Source organism: Thermosynechococcus sp. FA-CM-4201 (assembly GCF_054689355.1).
The window spans coordinates 1,546,664-1,568,840 of record NZ_CP079920.1 but is presented as its reverse complement, the minus strand read 5'-3'; the positions used below and the strand labels follow the sequence as shown (position 1 = coordinate 1,568,840).

The 22,177-nt window shown below is 50.7% G+C and carries 24 protein-coding genes, 1 pseudogene and 1 riboswitch; of the genes and pseudogenes, 16 read left to right on the top strand and 9 right to left on the bottom strand.

The annotated features are described in order from the left end of the window. The first annotated feature begins 50 nt into the window (after positions 1–50). Genes KV190_RS07675 through KV190_RS07665 form a run of 3 tightly spaced genes read left to right on the top strand, consistent with a single transcriptional unit; the run spans position 51 to position 3,161 of the window. Positions 51–1,337: a dihydrolipoamide acetyltransferase family protein gene (locus KV190_RS07675; protein WP_460192663.1), complete on the top strand. Its 1,287-nt coding sequence runs from the start codon at positions 51–53 to the stop codon at positions 1,335–1,337. Between the two features lie 3 nt (positions 1,338–1,340). Further along, the gene (locus KV190_RS07670) at positions 1,341–1,988 is read left to right on the top strand and encodes an energy-coupling factor ABC transporter ATP-binding protein (RefSeq protein ID WP_460192662.1); all 648 of its coding nucleotides are present in this window, start codon (positions 1,341–1,343) and stop codon (positions 1,986–1,988) included. Positions 1,989–1,991: 3 nt separating this feature from the next. Next, entirely contained in the window at positions 1,992–3,161 is a 1,170-nt protein-coding gene (locus KV190_RS07665; protein WP_460192661.1) for a glycoside hydrolase family 10 protein, read from the top strand. Here KV190_RS07665 and glnT read toward each other — a convergent pair. From glnT to efp, 4 genes are all read right to left on the bottom strand, one after another. After that, a complete protein-coding gene (glnT, locus tag KV190_RS07660; RefSeq protein ID WP_460192660.1) occupies positions 3,158–4,468 on the bottom strand; it encodes a type III glutamate--ammonia ligase in 1,311 nt (436 codons plus the stop codon). The genes KV190_RS07665 and glnT overlap by 4 nt on opposite strands. Positions 4,469–4,540: 72 nt before the next feature. Beyond that, complete coding sequence (gene ilvB / locus KV190_RS07655) at positions 4,541–6,349, bottom strand: biosynthetic-type acetolactate synthase large subunit (protein ID WP_460192659.1); 1,809 nt, start codon at positions 6,347–6,349, stop codon at positions 4,541–4,543. Between the two features lie 176 nt (positions 6,350–6,525). Next, entirely contained in the window at positions 6,526–7,005 is a 480-nt protein-coding gene (gene accB / locus KV190_RS07650) for an acetyl-CoA carboxylase biotin carboxyl carrier protein (protein ID WP_206201594.1), read from the bottom strand. Between the two features lie 11 nt (positions 7,006–7,016). Then, positions 7,017–7,574, bottom strand: coding sequence for an elongation factor P (gene efp, locus KV190_RS07645; RefSeq protein WP_149820380.1), 558 nt, complete (start codon positions 7,572–7,574; stop codon positions 7,017–7,019). 178 nt (positions 7,575–7,752) lie between these two features. Here efp and KV190_RS07640 point away from each other — a divergent pair, with 178 nt between their 5' ends. The 6 genes and pseudogenes from KV190_RS07640 to KV190_RS07615 all read left to right on the top strand — a co-directional run bounded on the left by KV190_RS07640 (position 7,753) and on the right by KV190_RS07615 (position 13,306). Further along, the gene (locus tag KV190_RS07640) at positions 7,753–7,995 is read left to right on the top strand and encodes a NifU family protein (protein ID WP_297049579.1); all 243 of its coding nucleotides are present in this window, start codon (positions 7,753–7,755) and stop codon (positions 7,993–7,995) included. A gap of 28 nt (positions 7,996–8,023) precedes the next feature. Further along, a complete protein-coding gene (locus tag KV190_RS07635; RefSeq protein WP_460192658.1) occupies positions 8,024–8,500 on the top strand; it encodes a CRR6 family NdhI maturation factor in 477 nt (158 codons plus the stop codon). Positions 8,501–8,628: 128 nt separating this feature from the next. Beyond that, positions 8,629–10,959, top strand: coding sequence for an exonuclease domain-containing protein (locus tag KV190_RS07630; protein ID WP_460192657.1), 2,331 nt, complete (start codon positions 8,629–8,631; stop codon positions 10,957–10,959). Between the two features lie 44 nt (positions 10,960–11,003). Beyond that, positions 11,004–12,239, top strand: coding sequence for an FGGY-family carbohydrate kinase (locus KV190_RS07625; protein WP_460192656.1), 1,236 nt, complete (start codon positions 11,004–11,006; stop codon positions 12,237–12,239). Positions 12,240–12,733: 494 nt separating this feature from the next. Next, positions 12,734–12,871 (top strand): annotated as a pseudogene (locus KV190_RS07620) (hypothetical protein); the annotation flags it as partial. 15 nt (positions 12,872–12,886) lie between these two features. Continuing rightward, complete coding sequence (locus KV190_RS07615) at positions 12,887–13,306, top strand: HEAT repeat domain-containing protein (protein ID WP_460195251.1); 420 nt, start codon at positions 12,887–12,889, stop codon at positions 13,304–13,306. On the opposite strand, the gene KV190_RS07610 is transcribed toward KV190_RS07615, so the two are convergent. Then, a protein-coding gene (locus tag KV190_RS07610) for an IS5 family transposase (protein ID WP_460192655.1) occupies positions 13,299–14,074 on the bottom strand; the annotation gives its coding sequence in 2 pieces (ribosomal slippage) (positions 13,299–13,724 and positions 13,727–14,074; 774 coding nt in all). The genes KV190_RS07615 and KV190_RS07610 overlap by 8 nt on opposite strands. A 540-nt stretch (positions 14,075–14,614) precedes the next feature. Here KV190_RS07610 and KV190_RS07605 point away from each other — a divergent pair. The 3 genes from KV190_RS07605 (at position 14,615) to KV190_RS07595 (ending at position 16,463) form a co-directional block, all read left to right on the top strand. After that, positions 14,615–15,280 carry an RNA-guided endonuclease InsQ/TnpB family protein gene (locus tag KV190_RS07605; RefSeq protein ID WP_460192654.1) on the top strand — a complete coding sequence of 222 codons (666 nt, stop codon included), beginning with the start codon at positions 14,615–14,617 and terminating at the stop codon, positions 15,278–15,280. A gap of 265 nt (positions 15,281–15,545) precedes the next feature. Continuing rightward, positions 15,546–15,779, top strand: coding sequence for a zinc ribbon domain-containing protein (locus KV190_RS07600; protein WP_460192653.1), 234 nt, complete (start codon positions 15,546–15,548; stop codon positions 15,777–15,779). 144 nt (positions 15,780–15,923) lie between these two features. Further along, positions 15,924–16,463: a hypothetical protein gene (locus tag KV190_RS07595; RefSeq protein WP_460192652.1), complete on the top strand. Its 540-nt coding sequence runs from the start codon at positions 15,924–15,926 to the stop codon at positions 16,461–16,463. Positions 16,464–16,571: 108 nt separating this feature from the next. Here the strand turns inward: KV190_RS07595 and gifA are convergent, their stop codons facing one another. The 4 genes from gifA to KV190_RS07575 form a co-directional block, all read right to left on the bottom strand. Then, a complete protein-coding gene (gifA, locus tag KV190_RS07590) occupies positions 16,572–17,024 on the bottom strand; it encodes a glutamine synthetase inactivation factor IF7A (RefSeq protein ID WP_460192651.1) in 453 nt (150 codons plus the stop codon). A gap of 44 nt (positions 17,025–17,068) precedes the next feature. Beyond that, positions 17,069–17,153, bottom strand: a riboswitch (Glutamine riboswitch). Positions 17,154–17,270: 117 nt separating this feature from the next. Next, positions 17,271–17,888, bottom strand: a complete 618-nt coding sequence (locus tag KV190_RS07585; RefSeq protein ID WP_460192650.1) for a Crp/Fnr family transcriptional regulator — start codon at positions 17,886–17,888, stop codon at positions 17,271–17,273. 166 nt (positions 17,889–18,054) lie between these two features. Beyond that, positions 18,055–19,575 carry an anthranilate synthase component I gene (gene trpE, locus KV190_RS07580; protein WP_460192649.1) on the bottom strand — a complete coding sequence of 507 codons (1,521 nt, stop codon included), beginning with the start codon at positions 19,573–19,575 and terminating at the stop codon, positions 18,055–18,057. A gap of 33 nt (positions 19,576–19,608) precedes the next feature. Further along, the gene (locus KV190_RS07575; protein WP_460192648.1) at positions 19,609–20,430 is read right to left on the bottom strand and encodes an aldose epimerase family protein; all 822 of its coding nucleotides are present in this window, start codon (positions 20,428–20,430) and stop codon (positions 19,609–19,611) included. Positions 20,431–20,514: 84 nt separating this feature from the next. Here KV190_RS07575 and KV190_RS07570 point away from each other — a divergent pair, with 84 nt between their 5' ends. The 4 genes from KV190_RS07570 (at position 20,515) to KV190_RS07555 (ending at position 22,173) form a co-directional block, all read left to right on the top strand. Then, a complete protein-coding gene (locus KV190_RS07570) occupies positions 20,515–20,880 on the top strand; it encodes a hypothetical protein (protein ID WP_460192647.1) in 366 nt (121 codons plus the stop codon). Positions 20,881–20,975: 95 nt separating this feature from the next. Further along, positions 20,976–21,317: a LapA family protein gene (locus KV190_RS07565; RefSeq protein ID WP_149818967.1), complete on the top strand. Its 342-nt coding sequence runs from the start codon at positions 20,976–20,978 to the stop codon at positions 21,315–21,317. Between the two features lie 73 nt (positions 21,318–21,390). Further along, positions 21,391–21,957 (top strand): peptide deformylase, encoded by a 567-nt coding sequence (def, locus tag KV190_RS07560; RefSeq protein ID WP_302677747.1) that lies wholly within the window; start codon positions 21,391–21,393, stop codon positions 21,955–21,957. An 18-nt stretch (positions 21,958–21,975) separates the two neighbouring features. Next, the gene (locus tag KV190_RS07555; protein WP_460192646.1) at positions 21,976–22,173 is read left to right on the top strand and encodes a hypothetical protein; all 198 of its coding nucleotides are present in this window, start codon (positions 21,976–21,978) and stop codon (positions 22,171–22,173) included. Positions 22,174–22,177 lie beyond the last annotated feature (4 nt).

The following is a 22,177-nucleotide window of genomic DNA, read 5'->3' as shown; positions in this document are numbered from 1 at the left end:
CTTTCATTTTTTGACTCCCTTTCGATTGCCAACCAAGGATAGCAGCCTCTATGATTCGTGAACTGTTCATGCCCGCCCTCAGCTCCACCATGACCGAAGGGAAAATTGTCTCTTGGGTAAAATCTCCCGGCGATAAGGTGGCCAAAGGGGAAACCGTGCTGATTGTGGAATCCGACAAGGCCGATATGGATGTGGAGTCCTTCTATGACGGCTATTTGGCGGTAATTACCGTGCCCGCTGGCGAAGTGGCACCCGTCGGTTCCACCATTGGCCTCGTGGCAGAAACAGAAGCAGAAATTGCTGAAGCAGAGGCAAAGGCCAAGTCCCTTGGGGCGGCTACCAGTTCTACGACGAGTTCTGCGGCAACGGCCGCGACCCCTGCTGCGGCCACGAGTAATGGCTCCGCAACGGCTCCTGTGGCAGTGGCTTCTCCCGCCAGTACTGTTGCTCCTAGGCGAGTGATTGCTTCCCCCCGTGCCCGCAAATTGGCCAAGGAACACAAAATTGATTTGCAGACGCTCAAGGGAACGGGTCCCAATGGTCGGATTACCGCCGCTGATGTGGAAGCCTTGATTGGTGCGCCTGCAACCCCTGTCACACCAGTGGCAACGCCCCCTGCCTCTGTCCCCACAGCCCCCCCTGCCACTGCTCCAGTTGTGGCCAAGGAAGATTTGGTGCCCCTGACAACGTTACAAAATGCCGTTGTGCGGAATATGGTGGCCAGCCTTGGCATTCCTGACTTTCACGTGGCCTATACGATCACAACGGATGCCTTGGATCGGCTGTACCAGCAAATCAAATCAAAAGGGGTGACAATGACAGCGCTCCTTGCTAAGGCGATCGCCCTGACGCTGCAAAAACACCCAATTATGAATGCCTATTACACGGAGCAAGGGATTCAATACCGTCGCGACATTAACATTGCTGTGGCTGTGGCGATGCCGGGGGGGGGTCTGATTACACCGGTGCTGAAGAACGCTGATCAAATTGACATCTACAGCCTCTCGCGCACTTGGAAAGACTTGGTGGAGCGAGCACGCGCCAAGCAACTGCAACCCGATGAGTACAATACGGGTACCTTTAGCCTCTCGAACCTCGGGATGTTTGGCGTTGACTCCTTTGATGCCATTCTCACGCCCGGTCAAGGGGCGATTATGGCGGTGGGGGCGTCGCGTCCGACGGTGGTTGCCACAGAGGATGGCCTGCTGGGGGTGAAACGGCAGATGAAGGTGAATATCACCTGTGATCACCGCGTGATCTATGGTGCCGATGCCGCTGCTTTCCTTCAGGATTTGGCGAAACTGATTGAAACCAATCCCCAAGCACTGACGCTCTAAACTGTGACTGCCCTGCTGGAAATCAGGGATCTCCATTTTGGCTATGGGGCAACCCCCTCACTACTGCAAGGAATTGATCTCACGGTGACGGGGGGCGATCGCCTTGGCATCATGGGTGACAATGGTTCTGGCAAAACCACACTCCTACTGCTCTGTGCTGCTGTTCTCAAGCCACAGCGGGGAACGATCACCTGCTTGGGGCAGTCAGTGGTGGCTGGACAGTTTCAACCGGCGGTGGGGGTCGTGCTGCAACATCCAGCGGATCAGTTAATTGGGGCGACCGTGGCCGAGGATGTCGCCTTTGGCCCTGAAAACTTGGGCTGTTCGACCGCAGAAGTGCGGCAGCGCGTGCATCAAGCCTTGGCCATGACCGGCACTCAGCATTTGGCCGATCGCGTGCCCCATCAATTGTCGGGAGGCGAACAACGCATGGTGGCGATCGCGGGCATTTTAGCCATGCAGCCCCAGTTGATTCTCTATGATGAGCCCACGGCCTTTTTGGATCAGCGCAGTTGTGGCACGTTGATCGAGTTTTTGCAGGCAGATACTACCCCCGGTATCATCGTTAGCCATGACCCTGCATTTTTACGCACAGTCTGTACGCAAATTTTGCTCCTAGAGTCAGGACATCTCCGTCCACTGGCGTTGTAACCTATGCTGCATCGTCGCGTTTGGCTGTTGTTCTTTCTCTTCTGTTGGAGTTTGTGTTGGACGATTTGGCCGGTACAGGCGCAAAACTCAACGCTGATTCGCGGCGTCTGGCTGACAACCAATGATTTACCGATCCTGCGCGATCGCCCTCGGTTGGAGGCAACCCTCAATGATTTACAGCGGCTGAACTTCAACACCCTCTATCCCGTTGTTTGGAACTCTGGCTATGTCAGTTTTCCCAGTGCTACGGCACGGAATCTGGGAATCCAGCCCTTTGTACTGCGGGGCATCCAAGACTACGACATTCTCTGGGAACTCACACAGCAGGCGCACTGCCGCAATCTCTTGGTCATTCCCTGGTTTGAATTTGGCTTCATGGTGCCAGAAACCTCAGAACTCGCCCTTGGTCATCCGGACTGGCTCACCCAAGGGGTCAATGGTCAAACCACGCGCTTAACGGCGGCCGGAGAAGTGGCGTGGCTCAATCCCTTTCATCCGCAGGTACAAGCCTTTCTCACCAGTATTGTCCTTGAGGTACTGCGGCAGTATCCAGTGGATGGTGTACAGTTTGATGACCACCTCAGCCTGCCCGTGGAGTTTGGCTACGATACCTACACCCGTGCCCTCTATCAGCAGGAAACGCAAAAGCCCGTTCCCGACAATCCCCGTGATCCGGACTGGATGCGCTGGCGTGCCGACAAGCTCACCGCCTTTGTGCAAACGTTGCGGCAGCGGGTCAAGCAGGAGTTTCCCAATGCCATTTTTTCCGTCTCACCGACCACATTGCCCACCGCCTACCAGACATTTCTCCAAGATTGGCCGCAGTGGGTCGCCCTCGGACTGCTCGATGAAGTGATTGTGCAAGTCTATCGCTACAATCTTGCCAGCTTTGTGCAGCAGCTCACTCAGCCGGAGATGCTCCACGCCCAAGCCAAAATTCCCACCGCCGTTGGTGTTCTTACGGGACTGCGGACTAACCCTGTGCCCATTGAACTGGTGGATGCCAAGGTAGAAGCCGCGCTGCGATCGGGACTGGGGGTGTCCTTTTTCTCCTTTGAGACGCTGTGGGAACGGGCGCCGGATCCCCGCGATCGCCGCCAAAATACGATCCTCTTTCATTTTCGCCAGCCCCTACCGAGGCGATTCTTTGGCCAGGCTTGCCAGAAGGCCTAGCAGTCAAGGGTGGTTTCGCGCTCCCAAGGGGTCACTCGATGACGAAACTCTTCCCATTCTTGGGATTTGAGTTTGAGATAGGCATCTACGCACTCACTGCCGAGGCGATCGCGAAAGAGGGGATCCCGATCTAGGGCTTCCAAGGCCAACATCAGATTTTGTGGCACTTCCTTGGCCGTTCCCTTGGGAAGCGGGTCGGTGTAGCTATTGTTGTCGTAGCGCGGTCCCGGCTCGAGCTTGTTGACAATGCCATCCAAGCCAGCGGCAATCACGGCTGCCGTTAGCAAATAGGGGTTCGCAGCACCATCGGCGAGACGCAGTTCAAAGCGTCCAGAATCTGGAATCCGAATCGCATGGGTGCGGTTATTGCGGGTGTAGGTCAGGGTGCTAGGAGACCAAGTGGCACCAGAAAGGGTGACGGGAGCACTGAGACGACGATAGGAATTAACGGTTGGCGAGGTAAAGGCACAGAGGGCTTCACCATGGGCCAAGACCCCGGCAATGAAGTGGTAGGCAATCGCCGATAACCCCAACTCCCCCTGATCATCATGAAAGAGATTCGTCTTCCCCTCCAGATCCCAAAGGGAGAGGTGCATGTGGCAGCCATTACCCGTCAGGTGCTCAAAGGGCTTGGGCATAAATGTGGCACGGTAACCGTGGAGTTCAGCAATACTTTTGACCATGTACTTAAAGAAGGCGTGGCGATCGCTGGTTACCAAGGCATCATCAAAAAGCCAATTCATTTCAAATTGACCGTTGGCATCTTCATGGTCATTTTGGTAGGGTTGCCAGCCGAGGGTCTGCATCCCATCGCAAATATCGCGGATCACCTCAAAGCGGCGCATCAGGCTCAGTTGGTCATAGCAAGGCTTGGCCTGAGTATCGGCTGCATCGGAAAGGCTCTGACCGTCCGCACTCAAGAGCATAAACTCACACTCAACACCGGTGCGGGGACGAAAGCCCAAGTCTGCCGCCTGCTGAAGCACCTGTTGTAGCACCCAACGGGGGGTTTGTTTCAGGGGGGTGCTATCCCCTTGGAGTAAATTGGCCGGCAGCCATGCCACCTCCGGTTTCCAAGGCAAAGGAAACACGCGCTGGCGATCGCCCACGGCAAGGACATCGGCATCGGCGGGGGTCATATCTAGCCAAGCCGCAAATCCTGCAAACCCCGCTTGTCCTGCGGCCATGCGATCCACCACCACTGCGGGAACCAGTTTCGCTCGTTGCACGCCCAATAAATCAGTAAATGAGATCAGAAAATAGGTAATACCGTGGGCGTCAGCGTAGGCAGCAAGGGACTCCGACATAAACACACCATAACCAAAAAGGATTGGTCACAGTATAAGCGGATCCCTTGTGAAGTCAAGGGGGGATGCCGCCTAGAGCTTACTGCCGCACTCCGGACAGAAGCGATGGCTAGAGATCGTTTTTGCCCCACAGTTGGCGCAGTAGATCAATTCGGCAGCCTTTTCGAGCACCTTGCGTTCCGGTAGCCCCAGCATTTGCGAGTTGGCCTTGCCGGGGGCAACCATCGGGTAGCAATTTTCATCGCGGGTGACGTGGGCATCCAGTAGCACGGGGCCATCGTAGGCCAAGACTTCTTGGACAATGGCATCCAAATCGTGGCGATCGCTCACCCGCAACCCCTTAACCCCGTAGGCCTCCGCCAATTTCACAAAGTCGGGCATCCCCTTGGCCATATTGGAATGGGAATAACGCTCCTCGTAAAAGGCCTGCTGCCACTGGCGCACCATTCCCTGCCAAAAATTGTTAATAATGACCGTCTTGACAGCAATACCGTACTGAGCCAATGTGGCCAACTCTTGGGAATTCATTTGAAAACTGGCATCGCCACTAATACAGATCACCTGTTGATCGGGTAATGCCACCTTCACCCCCATTGCTGCGGGCATGCCAAAGCCCATCGTGCCCAAGCCGGCACTGGAGATCCAACGCCGAGGGCCATTTTTCAGGAATTGTGCCGCCCACATCTGGTGCTGACCCACATCAGTCGTGTAGTAGGCATCAGGCGCATGGCGACCAAAGGCAACAATCACCTCTTGGGGCGAGAGTTCGCCACTGGGCTGCGGCACGACGAGGGGATAGTCCTCTTTCCAGACCTTGATCCGCTCCAGCCACGCTTGGGTGGCGGGTTCAACGGCTTCACCACTGTCTTCAATGTGCTTGAGGAGTTGCTGGAGGACTGGTTTAACGCTGCCAACAATCGGCACATCAGGCACGCGGTTTTTCCCCACTTCGGCAGGATCAATGTCAATGTGAATCACCTTAGCGCGGGAGGCAAATTCATCCAGCTTACCGGTCACGCGATCGTCAAACCGCGCCCCCACGGCAATCAATAGATCACATTCACTGACGGCAAAGTTGGCATAGGCAGTGCCATGCATCCCCAACATACCCACGGAGAGGGGATGGGACTCAGGAAACGCCCCCTTACCCATGAGCGTTGTTGTCACCGGAATCTGGAATAGCTCGGCTAACCTAAGCACCTCCTCGTGAGCACCCGCTGTAATCGCGCCGCCCCCCACATAGAGCAAGGGTCGCTTGGCCTCACGCATCAATTGAACCGCTTGGGCAATTTGGCGGGCATTGCCGCGAATCGTGGGACGATAGCCCCGCAGCTTGACCTGCCCCGGCTCAATCGGTTCATACTCACAGACTTCTAGGCCGACATCCTTGGGAATATCCACGAGCACGGGTCCTGGACGACCGGTGGTGGCAATGTAAATCGCCTCAGCAACAATCCGTGCCATGTCCTTGGCTTCGCGCACCACGTAGGAGTGCTTGACAATCGGCAGCGTAATGCCAAAGATATCCGTTTCCTGAAAGGCATCCGTACCAATGGCGGAGCGAGGCACCTGACCCGTGATCACCAGCAGTGGAATGGAATCCATGTGGGCTGTGGCAATACCTGTCACTAAGTTCGTTGCCCCCGGCCCTGAAGTACCAAAACACACCCCCACTTGACCTGTGGCACGAGCGTAGCCGTCAGCGGCATGGGCTGCCCCCTGTTCGTGGCGGACTAGAATGTGCTGAATGATTCCCTTTGACTCAGCACGGTACAGTTCATCGTAAATCGGTAAAATTGCTCCACCAGGATAGCCAAAAATATGCTTAACGCCGTGACGGCATAGGGTATCAATAAGAATGTATGCTCCAGTTGCTTGCACAGGCCAACCTCGTCAGGCAGTGGTGGTAGATGTTTCTAAATTCTAATTTTTCAATTAGGGTCTCGGCAAGAGCGCAAAGGCTTGAAAGCATTGAATTCTTGGCCTTAAACTCCTCAATGCTTAACATATCTTTGCAATTAGTACCTGCCTCTCTTTGCTGAAAGAACGCTGTTGATTTAGTTAGGTAAAATGCGCATTAAGGTTTGGCCATACTCAATGGGTTCAGCATTTTGCACCAAAATTTCCACCACTTGGCCATTGACTTCGGCTTCAATTTCATTCATCAGCTTCATGGCTTCAATGATGCAAACCACTTGGCCTTTTTTGACTGTATCGCCCACTTCGACAAAGGGGGGTTCATCGGGAGCAGGGGCACGATAAAAGGTGCCTACCATTGGCGCCACGATATCCACGGTTTTACGGTTGGCGGGGGGTGGCGTTGGTTCCGGATCGGGGGTAACGGCTGGCGGGGGCACAGGTGTGGGCGTGACGGTTGATGCAGGAGCTGGAGCCACAACCACGGGGGCGCTGCCACTGATCTGCTCACGCTTGCGGAGTTGAAGTTCCAGTTCGCCACTCTTAAGGTTGAGTTCGGTGACGCTGGTTTGGTCAAACATTAGTAGCAGTTCGCGTACTTGGTTGAGGTCAAGCTCCACACCCATTACTCCTATTCGCGGCCAAGATACGTATCTGAGCGAGTATCAATGCGAATCCGCTCGCCTACGGAGATAAATAACGGTACCATGACTTGGGCACCCGTTTCGACAATGGCGGGTTTCGATCCACCGGTGGCGGTATCCCCTTTAACCCCCGGATCGGTTTGCACCACTTCTAAAACAACGGAGTTGGGTAGCTCCACCTCAAGGACTTGCTCACCCCATTTGACGATATTGACTTCCATACCTTCTTTGAGATACTTGGCGCGATCGCCCATTTGTGCGGGCGTGAGGCGAGCCTCCTCATAGCTTTCCATGTCCATAAAGACATAGTCTTCGCCATCTTTGTAGGTATGCTGCATGGTGCGTTTTTCAAGGGTGGCTTGGGGAACGGTCTCGCCGGCGCGGAAGGTGCGCTCAATCACGTTGCCCGTTTGCACATTCTTTAGCTTTGTCCGCACAAAGGCTGAGCCTTTACCGGGTTTGACGTGTAAAAATTCGACAACTCGCCAGACGGCACCATCAAGCTCAATACTTACACCGGGGCGAAAATCATTACTGGAAATCATGTCCTACCGTGCAGTTCACCAAGCTATTATTGTATCCTTGAGCGTTGCCGTTCCTAACACTGTTGAGTAGATTTCCCTAGAGCCAGATCCATTGGCACCCCTTAGAATTCCCAAAGGGCGATCGCCCCTGCAAATGCTAGACTAAGGAAATGTGAACGCTACGCCAAGGACAGTAATCATGGCTGCAACCCTTGAATTGAGTCAAGAAAACGTCGAAAAAGTCCTTGATGAACTCCGCCCCTATTTGATGGCCGATGGCGGTAATGTTGAACTCGTGGAAATTGAAGGGCCTGTGGTACGGCTGCGCTTGCAGGGTGCCTGTGGTTCCTGCCCCAGTTCGACGATGACGCTGCGCATGGGGATTGAGCGCAAGTTGAAGGAATCCATTCCAGAGATTGCTGAAGTCCAGCAGGTTCTCTAGGTTGCTGGCTGCTGGGGAGAGATAGAGCGTGGCGATCGCGATCAAGTTAACCCCAGATCAGATTGATCGTCTGGACTTATCTCCCCTGCAACAAGTCCTTGACCCATTGATTGCAGAAGAGCGACTTTTGGATCATCACCAAGCGCTGCGTTTTACAATTGACTATCCCCGGCCAGCCGATGAACCTGATCTAGAGCTTTCGGAATTGGCAGCCGTGCGCCTTTGGTTCATTCGTGCCGATGTCTGCTACCCATGGCTGCCCTATTTACTGGATTGGTCAGCGGGTGAACTCGTGCGTTATGGGGCGATGCTCGTGCCCCACGAATTTCATCCGCAGCAGGGTATTATCTTCAACCCCCAAGCCCTTGATATTTTTGTGATGGCCAAGGTGTTTACTCTTTGGCAATGGCTTCAGGGACAGGGCTATCCTGCTGCTGAAAAAATCAAAGGCATGGCGGCGATGTTTGGCTATGAGCTAGATACGGCTCTCTTTACATTGCTTTAGTAAAATTATCATTTTGCAAAAAAGAACAGACAGTTCCAAAATTCTGAAGTAGAATTTACTTCAACCTAGGGCTTCTAGCTTATGAAGTGAAACGTGTACGATAACAGACCTAGGTTTGGAGTCTAAAAATGTCTTATCTTGTTATTGATACGGAAGGAAATCCTCTCAAGCAAGTTGCTGTCATTGATGCAAAGGGTCATCTTATTTATGAGGCCTATACTGAATCAGCAAATGATAAGCATGCCAATAAAAAGAAATTTCACGAAATCAGTCATGACTTAAAGTCTCTCTTAAATGGACATATATGTGTTTTTCACAATGCAGGTGCAGACCTACAAACATTAAGAGCTAGCCTAGATTTAGACAGTGAACTTAAATATGAGTGTACAGAACAGCTAGCACGCCGACTATTCCCGAGCTTACCCTCTTATGGACTAGCAGAATTATGCACCTACTTTAAGATTAATCATCAGGGCAGAGGATTCACGTTAAGTAACGCTCATGATGCTCAATATGATGCTAGATTTACTTATGAACTTTATCGATATCTTTGCCGCTACAAGCTCAAACAGGAAAAATATCCTAATGTTTTTAGTAGTGTTCGAGTAGATACACCATTTCAAGATTTTCCTGATGCATTTAAGGTACAAGAGCCACAGTATCGCTATATCTATCAACTAGTTCAAGAAATTCGTGAGGATAATAATCTTCAGAGTCAAGGAGTGGTTATTTTGGGTGAAGCAGGCAGTGGCAAAACCCATATGGCCATGCGAATTGCTCAACAATTGCTTAAATATAACCGTTTATTTTTTATTCTACAACCAGCTCATGAAAACAATGTTCTCTATCACATTTACAGTAGTGTTTTGCAATCTTTAGTACAACCTGTAGAGAAGGGATATACACAGTTGGAGTATTTTCTTTCCAATATATTCTTCAGTATTCTGAGTAAATATCAAAATAATGAAGATGACCGATGGTTATTAGAAAAATTATCAAAAGATAGATTATATCTGTTTTGTGAAAATAGCAATAATGAAACTAAGACCCGTGAAGAAAGGATTGAACGACTTGAAAAATATTTACTGCGTTGGCATAATTCTCAGCGATTTAATAACTTATTTTCTGAAATTTTTATTAAAGGATTAATAAAATATTGTCGTTATCGCAGAGAATACTATCGTGATATTATCATTCGATGGTTAGCAGGTAGTGGAATTGAAGAAGATGAAGAGACTAAAATTGGCCTACCTGATTGGGGAGAAACACTAACAAGTAACGATTTTGCATTGCAAGCACTCATTAGTCTTTCAGTACTATCTACCTTAGATCAGCCACTACTGATTATTTTTGACCAACTTGAAGGATTAGCTAACCCTAATAATAGACCAATTTTGCTAAAACTAGGTGAGGCTCTGCGAGAGTTAATGACAAATCTGCGCAACACATTATTTATTCTCAATTTATTTCCAATTACTTGGCAGTATTTTCAGGATACCCTTGAAAAATCAACAATTGAGCGTCTTAGTGCCAATACTATCTCTATACAAGAGCCAACAGAAGATGAAATTTTGGCTATCTTAAATGAACGCCTTAAGCCTGCAGGTGTTTTTGCAGAAGCTTTTTTCAACTTAGAGGAATTACATCAAATTGTTCATTCTGAGTCAATTCGTAGCTCATTAATTTTAGCTGCAAACCTATATCGTAAGATCGTCAATGAGATTAATTTTTCTGATCTTTCTATTGGACATTACCCAAATGCTATTTCGGAAGTAACACAAGAGGTACAGAATCTAATTATAAAAATCAATGATCTGGAGCAGCGGATCAAAATTTTAGAAGAAAGAACAATTTCAAAAATATCCTTTGAAGAAGAATTGTATAAATTTTTAAGGGAAAAGAAATATATTCTAGCTAAAGATTATGGAAAAATTGGCTATCAAAATAATTATCATGAGTTAGGAGTACTAAAGTGCGTTTTAAATTATCTTCAAATTGTCAAACCTAATATTAGTCTTACACAGTATGCTATCCAAATGCCAATCAATGATCAAATCATCTACTTAGGGCATTGTAAAAAATATGTAATAATTATGAATAATCCAGAAACAAGTAGAAAACCAACTATTAATGTTAATGCTTGTTTTCGAGCAATTCAAAGCTTTCTTGCTGATAAAAAGGAAGCAACATTATTTATTTATCGAGATAATCGGATTCGTTTTCCTCAATCAAACAATTCTCCTGCCGCTAGAAATTGGAGATCACTCCAACATCGGTTTGGTCATCGGTTAGAGATACGACATATTAATGTGAACGACTATATTTGGTTACATCTTTTCTATACAATGATAACTGCGATTGAAAATAAGGAATTTGAAGGAGATGTCAGACCTGCTGAAGCCGTTAACTTATTCTTGAAAAAGTATCCGAATGAGTTTTGGAGTTATCTTTTTAGATAGTTATAGATTAGTCCAATAGTATTCGTAAGGGCTTAATTATTAGAGTGACCACTACGGTATTGGGGATCGATTTTGGTACCTCGGGGGCGCGGGCGATCGCCATCGATCCTGAAGGCAATATTCTCGCCACTGCCCGTCGTCCGTTGAATCAGCCCGATCAACCCCAAGAATGGGCAGCAACACTGCGGGCGTTGATTTTAGATATTCCAAGTGCTATCCGTCAGCAAATTCAGCGGATTGCCATTGATGCCACCTCTAGCACCGTTTTCCTCTGTGATGCTCAGGGGCAGCCCTGCTCACCCGTTCTCCTCTACAATGACAATCGCGCCCAAGATCATGTTCAAACGCTGCGGCAGATTTTAACCACGGATCACCTTGTTCTGAGTGCCACCAGTAGTCTAGTCAAGCTGTTGTGGCTCCAGACCCACTACCCCACCGTCAACGCTGTTTTGGTACACCAAGCGGATTGGCTGGCCTTTTTGCTCCATGGTCAACTGAGCATTTCCGACTGGCACAATGCCCTGAAGTTGGGCTATGACCCGGCAAAGGAAGCTTACCCCGACTGGTTCAGCCACCCCACGCTTGCGCCCTTGCAGTCTCTGCTCCCTAAGGTCGTTCCCCCCGGTACGGTTCTGGGAAAGGTCACAGCCACCGATTTAGGCTTGTCTCCAAAGTGTGAGGTCTGTGCCGGTACCACCGATAGCATTGCCGCCTTCTTGGCTAGTGGTGCCTCTGAGGTGGGTGAAGCGGTGACATCCTTGGGGTCAACCCTTGTGCTGAAGCTTTTGAGTGCCTCTAGGGTAGAGGATTTGACAGCAGGCATCTATAGTCATCGCTTGGGCGATCGCTGGCTCGTGGGGGGCGCCTCCAACTGTGGTGCGGCGATTTTAGCCCAATTTTTTACCCCAGAGGAACTAGAGCGCCTCAGTGTCCAAATAGATGTCAATCAACCCACGGGCTTGGACTACTATCCCCTGCTCAAGCGGGGTGAACGCTTTCCCATCAATGATCCTCACCTAGAGCCTCGCCTAGAACCACGACCCGCCGACCCTCGCCGCTTTTTGCAGGGACTCCTTGAAAGTCTCAGTCGTATTGAAGCCCAAGGCTATGCCCAATTGCAGCGTTTGGGTGCCTCACCCCTGAAACGCATCTGGACGGCTGGCGGGGGTGCCTGTAATCCAGCATGGTTAGCGCTGCGCCAGCAATACCTAGGGGTGCCGGTGGCCATTTCATCCCACACTGAGGCCGCCTATGGAACAGCTCGTCTTGCTCAATCATGAAGTTATGTTTGTTTTTTGATAAAGTACAGCCCTTTTCTTAAATATTCGATAAAAATCGGACACACAAAAAAAGTTGGCCACATAAAATGGATGTCATCCTCTTCCATAGTGACTTGCGCGGTTTTGTGTGTCTTCCATCCTTGTCAAAAGAGCTGTATCAGACTTTGCGATAGTGACAAAGGATCGTCTATCCTCAAAAAAAGTAGAACTCCTATGTTCTGAAGAGCATGTCTTTCCTAGAAGCTATACGCAGAAAAATTCTGTTTGAGTTTACTGCCCCCCACCTCGAATCTGTTTTTATACCTAGCCTCCTCAAACGCTGGATTGTTCACCAGCATAATTGCCCTATATCTCTTCAAGAGACCCTAGCTAGAGATACTCACTGGCGAGTGCGTCAAGCAGCAGCAACAAATCCGGAAAGTTCACCTTTACTCTTGGAAACCTTGGCTAAGGATACTGAATAGCGAGTCCGGCGAGCGGTTGCTGCCAATCCTAATTGCCCTCCAATCTGTCTTGAAGCACTGGCAATAGATAGCTATTTTCAGGTGCGTCAGCAGGTCGCAGCTCATTCTCAATGTCCCCCCGCTATTCTCAACTGCCTTGCTCAAGATCGGTACTATCAAGTGCGGTAGGCTGCTGCTAGCAATCTGCAAAAACTGACCTCTTCTCTCCTTGAGCAGCTAGCACAGGATGACTACTGGCAAGTACGCGCCGCTGTTGCCGCCCATCCCAACTGTCCCGAAACTATCCTAGCTCAGCTTGTTAAGGATCAGTACTGGCAGGTACGTATAGCGGTCGCTCGAAACGCTCAATGCCCTCTTCCCCTGAAGCAGACTTTTGAACACGACAGACGAGTTTTTATTTTTCACCACATACTAAACAGATACTTAAGTCTACTGGGTCTTTCTCTCTTTGTAAAACGGTTGCTTGCTGGGTGCAGATATTGTCCTCTTTGGATTATTGAGGAGCTAGGAAAGGATCAGCATTGGAGAGTGCGCCAAGCAATTGCCAAACATCCCAAATGTCCCCCATCTCTTTTAGAGAGTCTAGGGTGTGTCATCAGTTAAGCCAGATAACAGCGGCAGCGAGATATATCGCACCTAAAAAGTTTCGCGCTGTCTTATCGTAACGTGTGGCAATCCCTCGATACTGCTTGAGCTTGGCAAAAAAATTCTCAATCAAGTGCCGAGCTTTGTACAGTTCTTTGTCATAACCACGACGCTGTTTACGACAAGACTTGGGCGGAATGACAGCCTCGCACCCTTTCTCCGCTAGCCCTCTTAGCACCCGCTCATCTGCATCATAAGCTTTGTCCGCCAGTAATGCTTGTCCTTCTTGAACAAGCTCCAGCAGCACATCTGCTCCCGCTAACTCGTGGACTTGGCCTCCACTCAGATAAAACCCCGTCGGATGACCTAAGGCATCACACAGCGCATGAATCTTTGTACTCAACCCACCTTTACTGCGCCCAATCGCTTGGTCTACAAGGCAGCCGTCTTCTTGTTTTTGTGGGCAGCTCCAGCACTGTGCTGATGCGCCTGTACGAGGGTGGCATCGATCATGGCGTATTCATTATCCGCATCTTCAGCTAAAACGTTGAAGACCCGCTCCCAAACCCCTGTTTTTGACCATCGAATATGGCGGGTATGGATGACTCGGAAGTCGCCAAAGCACTCTGGCAAAGCTCGCCACGGGATGCCCGCACGATAGCGATACAACACGGCGTCGACAAACAGTCGATTATCTTTAGCAGTACCGCCTACATGCCCCTCACGTCCTAGCAACAGGTCTTTGATTCTTTCCCATTGGTCATCTCGCAGGGTGTACCGATCCATGATGGACTCCTGATGAATACTGACCTCATGTTACCTCAGCAAAACACTGCCCCGATGGTCAATCTATCTGATGACACGCCCTAGAAGTGTGTCGCCAAGTTTGGAATGATGCGCTGAGGGAGCGCAAAGACTGGATTGCTTCGCGCAAATGTCTGGTTAACGCTTGCTCTGTGCATAGCGAGTACATCATCCCAGCGGATGCCCCCTATCCCAGCTTCAACGTGCAGTGTCAACGGTTGACCCAAGCAAAGCAGTTCAACCCTGATTTAGCGTTGGTTAACGCCCAAGCATTGCAGCAAGTCTTGAAGCGGCTAGACCAAGCGTTTGAACGGCCGCAGAAGTTGGGAGCCGGGTTTCCACGGTTCAAGAAACCTGGCCAGATGCGGTCATACGTTTTCCCCCAACTCGGCAAGCAACCATTGGCACCCGGACGAGCCAAGTTACCCAGTCTGGGCTGGGTGGCTATTCGTCAGTCTCGCCCTTATCCAGAGGGGTTTACCGCTAAGCAAGTGAGGGTGCTCAAACGCGCCTCGGGTTATTGTGGTTGGCGTCGATGTTGGTCTGGAATACTTTCTCTCCACCTCGGATGGGCTTCAACTCGCACGACCCAAGTTTTTCGTGGAGATGCAACGCAAGCTTCAATTGCTGCAACGCAGACTGAAGCGAAAACAGATTGGGTCAGCCAACTGGAAGAAGATTCAACGGAAGGTGGCGAAGCTGCATGAACAGATTGCCCGCCCCCGCAGGGACTTTCACTTCAAGGTCGCCCAGCAGTTTTGCGACAGGGCTGATATGATTGTGGTTGAGGATTTGAATCTGATTGGCCTCAGTCGCAGGACGCTGGGTCAGCACATGCTAGATGCGGGTCATGGGCAATTCCTGAACTCGGTGTTGCCCTGGGTGGCCTTGAAGCGTGGCAAGGCGGTTGTCAAGGAGAAAGCAGCGGGCACCTCTCAAGAGTGTCCTAACTGTGGTGAGCCAGTCCGCAAAACGCTATCACTCCGTTGGCATAACTGCCCCTTTGGCTGTTCAATGCCTAGGGATATTGCCGCTGCATTCGTGTTGCGGAATAGATTGATAGGCGGTGGGGCGCACTGTCTTGAAAACACCCCTGGAGAGGTTCTGGCGGGGGTGTCCTTCGGGGCATCTAGTCAAGACTCTGTGAACGGGGAATCTCCTGCTATACGCCTAGCGTTAGCGGGATGAGCGTCAAAGCATCGGCATTGCTATAAACTTCTATTCCCAGTGCTGCGGCAACGGATCGTGCTCGATCATCCACCATCAATGGCTGAAGCGAGACAACTTAGTGCCGACCGTTATCCCCCGTCGTTCTTGGGTAGAGGGCTATGGGGAGGAAATGGTGGTGTACATTGATTGAGACAGGGTTTGACTCTCGGGTGGACTGTGAGTATGGGTGGTCAGCGCGAGGCCAACAGACTTTATTGGAATAGCTATATTTTGGAGACTAAAGATGCCCCTTTATGAGTTTCGCTGCTCTACCTGGGGCATTTTTGAAGAATGGCGATCGCTCGTCCCATCTAGTGAACCCGCCTTTTGTCCAGAGTGTCAGCAGCTTGGCCAACGCATTTTTCAGTTTATTAAGATTTATTGCGATTTGGGGTTTCGGGTAACTTTAGCGATCGCTAGGGGTACTGTCAAGAGTACAGCCCTTTTCTTAAATAAAGGACATAATCCTCTTCTATAGAGGCTTTCGTGATTTTGAGCGTGTGCTATCCCTGTGAAAAGGGTTGTAAATCACATTTCTTCAGAAAATTAGGCATTAAAAATTCATCAATTGATGTCCCCTTGTTGTTGAAAGTTCAATCATTTTCTACCAGTAGGGGCAACCATGAAAATTGGCGAATTACTGCTAAAGGCAGCTCTCATTAACCCTAGCCAGCTTCAGGTGGCTTTGATGGAAAAAGATATCTACACCCACCTGCGTTTAGGAGAAATTCTTGCTCTCCACGGTTGGCTATCACAGGACACCATCGATTTTTTTGTTGAAGAGTGGCCAAAACTCAGCCAAAGCCAAGAAAAACATCCCATTGGCTTTTATCTCAAAAAGGCCAGTTTATTGACCGAGGAACAAATTCAGCAAATTCTCAAAGAACAATGGCAGACCAGCTATCGCTTTGGTGCCTTGGCTGTCCTCAATGGCTGGGTAAAACAGGAAACAGTGAATTTTTTTCTGCAATCCATTAACCCCAATGCCCTCAAAGAAAGTACGCGCATCGAGAAAACCACCCTGTCAGATGTGAAGCGAACCCCTGTTTCTAGCTCAGCCTATTCAAAGCCAACCCCTGAGGAATTGAAGCAGCGTTTAATCGATCCAGAGGACTTGGCAGAGATTGACCTCGACTTTGATGAAATCAAGTGGCTAAGCTAAGCAAGAAAAAGTTTTGCCGGAGTTGCTTAAAAAAACTCGCACCGGAGAGGACTCCAATGCGAGGACAATTACGAATCAGTCTTGAGAGAGGACACTCACGTCCGTGCGCTAGCTCATTGTGGCATGACTACGATCGTAGCTTGTCCAGACATGAGGCTTAATTTTGCCCTGAATTTGGTTCCAATAGTGACCTGCGGCCGCAGGTAATCCCATTTGGGCAATCATCCGCGTGAGGAGGGATTGTTCGCGGTTTTTGATCACTTGGTGGTGATGGGTGAGAATGACCCGTGAAAGTTGATTGAGATCAAGCGCTGGCATATTCACTTCATTGGCTGTGTTGGCAGCAGCAGTTGCCGTCGTATTCACGGCTTCCGTTTGACCCGTACGGTAGGCAACACCGCGATAGATTAAATCCCGCACAGGTTGAGCTGGGGGATTCACTGCGTGGGTGCAGTGGTAATTCCAACCCCGATATTTTGCTACCACATCGGTTGCTTCGGTGCGTACTGCCGGAGGAACGTAATCGTATTGAACGCCGCGATAGGTGAGTGTGGTTTTCATAGTCATCGCCCCAAATTATCTACTAGGTGGTTTTTGTCAACTGAGGCGCGTTCCTTCGGGACAACTGCCCTACTTCCGTCTTCGCTGCTCACCCAAGTTTTCGGATGGCCTTTAGCGAAGATGAACGATTTATTTCTGTATCTAATTTAACAGTTTTGCCACTATGAATGCAAGTGTTTACAAAAATTTACATCAGAAAACTGCCCCTATGTTCTGGGGGGTCTTGATTCAGGTAGAGATGCCCTCTTAAATCTCAGCGGTGTTGGTGAGAATGATGTGGCGATCGCGATCGTAGGTGAGCCACTGCTCCTCTTTGAGCTTGCCCAAGAGGCGAGTCATCGTCACCCGACTAGTACCAATGGCGGTTGCGAGTTGCTGATGGGTAAGGCGAACAGTGTAGCGTATGCCCAAGGGATGGGGCTGACCAATTTCTTGCTTCAATAGCAGGAGTAAATGGCGTAATCGCTCCTCAATACGGCGATGGCTGGTAATTCCTAAAAGACCTTCCGCTTGCCGTAGGCGACGAGCCAGACCCCGCACAAGGCTTTGGGTCAAGTTGGGCGAGGATTCTACCTCCACCAGCGTAAAGAGCATCAGCTCTGCCTTGGAAAGTGCCTTGGCTTGGTAGGCCGTTAAACTGGTCAAGGGTAAACCAAAAGCAGTACCAGGTGTGGCCAGTCCCACCACCACTTCTTCGCCATCGGGGTGCAAAAGGTTTAACAGCACGACGCCCCGGCTCACTAGCCAAATGCGTTCTGGCTCCATCCAGATGCTGTCCCCGATGCCAAACGTGTGCAGTCGAGAGGGGGAACGCCAGCGTCCATCCACAGGGGGAGTGATTGCAGCAGTGGAGACGTTTGCCATGGCAGTAGAACCTCAAGCAAAGGAACCAGCCCTTAGGTGTGTGCCTGAGAGATGGGTTGTTTTTCCAACATTCCCAGTGCCTGTGTTCTGGGTAACGTTAGCCAAAACTGCCTACTAGGCTAGGGGGCAAACGTAAAGATGAGATAATCCTTGGCTCAAGATCGGGTTAAGGTTTTGTTGTCAGGGCAGAAATCGCCTCCAATAGCCCCCGTGCTTTGTTCAAGGTTTCTTCGTATTCCCGTTGGGGATCGGAGTCAGCAACAATGCCGGCGCCCGCTTGCACATGAATCAAATGTTGATGGTCAGTGAGGGGTTGCACCACCATTGTGCGAATGGCGATCGCTGTATTGAGTTGACCTTCAAAGTCATAGTAACCATAGGCACCAGAGTAAGGGCCACGGCGGCAGCCCTCCAATTCATAGATGATTTCCATGGCACGAATTTTGGGGGCACCACTGACTGTGCCAGCGGGGAAACAGGCTTGCAATAAATCCCATGCCGTTTTATCGGGCAATAGTTCACCCACCACATTACTGACAATGTGCATGACATGGGAGTAGCGCTCAATCACCATAAACTCTTCAACGGTGACACTCCCCTGACGACACACGCGCCCCAAATCATTGCGCCCCAAATCAACCAGCATAACGTGTTCGGCCACTTCTTTGGTATCGGCGAGGAGTTCTGCGGCGAGCTGCTGATCTTCGGTGTAGGTGTGCCCCCGCTTGCGAGTGCCGGCAATGGGACGCACTGTGGCAAGGAGAGACCCACGTTTTTCAGGGTGATGCTCTGCTTTAACCATGACTTCTGGACTAGAGCCAATGATCTGCCACGTGCCAAATTGAAAGTAGGCCATGTAGGGGGAAGGGTTAATCAGGCGCAAGGAGCGATAGAGGGCAAAGGGATCGCCGCTGTAGGTGGCACTGAGGCGTTGGGAGAGAACGACTTGGAAAATATCGCCCGCACGGATGTAGTCCTTGGCACGCGCCACATTAGTACGGAAGGCTTCGGGAGTGGTGTTGCTGGTATAACTGGGGGTCTGGCGACTGGGTTGCCAGTGAAGTTGGGTGGCCTCAGCAGGAATACGGGTTTGCAGTGCGTTCAAAAGTCGCTCTAGGCGATCGCTGGCGTGGGTATAGGCCGTTTTCAAGTCCGTCTCACGGGTATCAGCATAGACCACCGCCCAAATTTTCCGCTTCACCTGATCAAAAATCAGGATTTGATCCACCTGCATCCACACGCCATCCGGCAAATCCCTTTCAGTGGCAGGATGAATGGGCACTCGTGGCTCAATCCACTGAATCAGTTCATAGCCCCAAAAACCAAAAAGACCGCCAATGCCCCCCGGCAATTGTGGTAGCTTCACCGGCTGATAGGGGGCAAGGCAATTGGCCAAAATGGTGAAGGGATTGCCCGTAAACGTGGTGACCGAGCCATCGCGATGGGTTTGGGTGGTTTGGTTGCCCCGCGTTTCGAGAACCCATAGCGGATCACAACTGAGGAGGCTGTAGCGAGCCAGTTGTTCACCCCCCTCGACGGACTCCAGCAAAAAGTTGTAGGGGCGATCGCGACAGACCCGATACCAAGCCGACACGGGCGTATCCATATCCGCCACCCACTCCTGATAGATGGGGATGAAGTTACCCTGCTCGGCAAGCTGACAAAAGGTCTGAAAATCGGGGTACATGGTCGCGTCTGTGAAAACTTTCTTATTTTCTCCCTAAAGGGGGGCAACAGCAATCTCGACGCCAAGGGTGAGGTGCTTCTGGGGTGGCACGTGCAGGAGATCTACCCCCGTATTCAAGGCATTGCGGGGCGCAGTCCAAGGTTCTAGACAGTAGTAGGGTTTGCCCTGAACCGTCCAAAAAACAAGGGTTGTAAACGCTGTATCGTAGCGCAGCGTCAGGCAGTACTGTTGTTGGAGGTCACAGACGCGAGCCACTTGACCCGTGAGGGGGCGACAGGCCAAATCCAGTTCTAGGGCATGCCAGTCAAATGTGCCACTAAAGGTGAGGGGTTGCTGTGTTTTTTGATCCACCATGGCATGGATTGGCAAGTCAAACTGCAATTGCTCCTTGTCAGCAACAGCAAAGTAGGGATGCAAGCCAAAGCTAAAGGGCAAGGGGGTGTCACCGGGGTTAGCCACCTCAAGGGCGATCGCCAAGGCATCAGCAGCAAGGGTGTAGGTTAAGGTCAGGTGAAAAGCAAAGGGATAGACTTGGCGTGTGGCTGGCGTATCCTGCAATCCCAGTTTCAAGAGATGTTCCTGCTGATCGAGTACCTGCCATGGCAAATCCCGTGCAAAGCCATGCTGCTTGAGGTGATAGGTTTGGCCATTGTAGTGGAATGTATCCTCGGGCAGATTGCCACAAATGGGAAAAAGGAGAGGAATACCGCCGCGCACGCTTAACTGCGGGTTGGCAAAGCGCTCCCGATCCAAGTACAGCAACTCATGCCCCCGCCACTGCCAGCGACTAATCAGGCCACCGCGCTCTGGGATCACTTCAATGCGAGTACGTTCGGCGTGGAGAGTATAGGGCATGACCATAGCTTGATGGTGCGCTTGCTTTTTAGGATACACCCGCGACTACGCTAGAATAGCGGCAATGCCCTTGGAGGGAGGCCAATGTCCCTAAGATTTACCCTAAACCCCACCCTACGTTTTTGGTTCAGTGTGTTGCTGGTGACTTGGTTACTGGGGCTACTGGGGCTAGGCTGGTTAGTGCAATCCTTTCTGGTGCTGTTTCTCATCTTGATGTTGACCCCTGTGCTCCTTTTTGCGGGGTTGCAACTTTGGTTTCGCTGGAAGCTGGTGACGGCGGCTTGTCCAGTGTGTGGCTTTGAATTTAGCAGTTTGAATAATACCCAAACCCAATGCCCCGCCTGTGGCGAAGTCTTGATGGTGCGCGATCGCCAGTTTCAACGCTTGGTTCCCCCCGGCACCATTGATGTCCAAGCAGTAGAAGTCAGTCACTCAGTGATTGAGGACTAGCCACAGTGGTATGATTAGCCCAAGATTGTTGGTCGCTGGCAAGAGGCCCGATGCGACAATCCCTGTCTATGATTAGATTTGTTACAGGATGCCCTATGCGACAACTGAACTTCTTGATGATATTTGTCATTGGCTTGGGCTTAGTTCTCTTTAGTATTCAAAATACCGAACCCGTTAGTATTAAGTTCTTTGAAGGGAAAGTGATTCAAGCCCCCTTGTGCATTGAACTGATTGTGGCCATGGGCATTGGTGCCGTCTTTGCTTGGGTCTTTAATGTCTGGGTACAGGTGCAGCGCATCTTTACGATTCGGGTGGAAATGGAAGCCCGCGATGAGCAAATTGCCCACCTTGAAGAGGATGTGGAACGCTACAAAGCTGCCCTTGAGGAGCAACAACGCCTCTTGCCTAGTGTCAGCAGTGCCTCGACGGAAAAGTAGCCGAAAGCCTTGAAAATTGGTTAGGCTAGGAAGTGATTAACTTTTGTTATTTTGTGTTAACTCGGCGTGTCCTATGGCTACCTCTCTGGCTGTTGAAAAGAAAAAGTTAAAAAATCCCCCTCTGCAATTGCACTATTTGGGCGATCGCGTGCTGCGTCAACCCGCCAAACGGGTCAGCAAAGTGGATGACAGTATCCGCGATATTGTGCGGAAAATGCTGCAAACCATGTATAGTGCCGATGGCATTGGCTTGGCGGCACCACAGGTGGGCATCAATAAGCAAATTCTTGTCATTGACATTCATCCCGATGACCCCGCGGCAGAACCGTTGGTGATGATTAACCCGGTCATTAAGGACTTCAGTGAAGACCTTGAAGTCTGCCAAGAGGGCTGCCTGAGTATTCCGGGGGTGTACCTAGAGGTGCGTCGTCCGGCCATGGTGGAGGTGGCCTACAAAGATGAGTGGGGGCGTCCTCAAGTCATCATGGCGGGTGGGTTGCTTGCCCGCGCGATCCAGCATGAAATTGATCACCTGACGGGGGTGATGTTTGTCGATCGCGTCGAAAACCAAGCGCTACTGCGCCACGAACTCAAAGAGCATGGGTTTACTGCCAGTGCCGTGCGTCCTATTGCTGCCTAACCCTGAGGATCATTGTCTGTGGCCAAGAGTTACCTATACCTGTTGGGTGCCTGCGTAGCAGCGATCGCCACGGTGGGTTGTGTCTTTGAACTCAGTTCGGGAGAAGCCCAGTTGGGAACCATTCCAACCACTGTGATTTTGCTCCTCAGTGTACCCTTGGGTTTAGTTGCCTTTGTAACGGCGGTGCGCCTTGCCCGTGCCAGCGATCGCCCCTGATGGA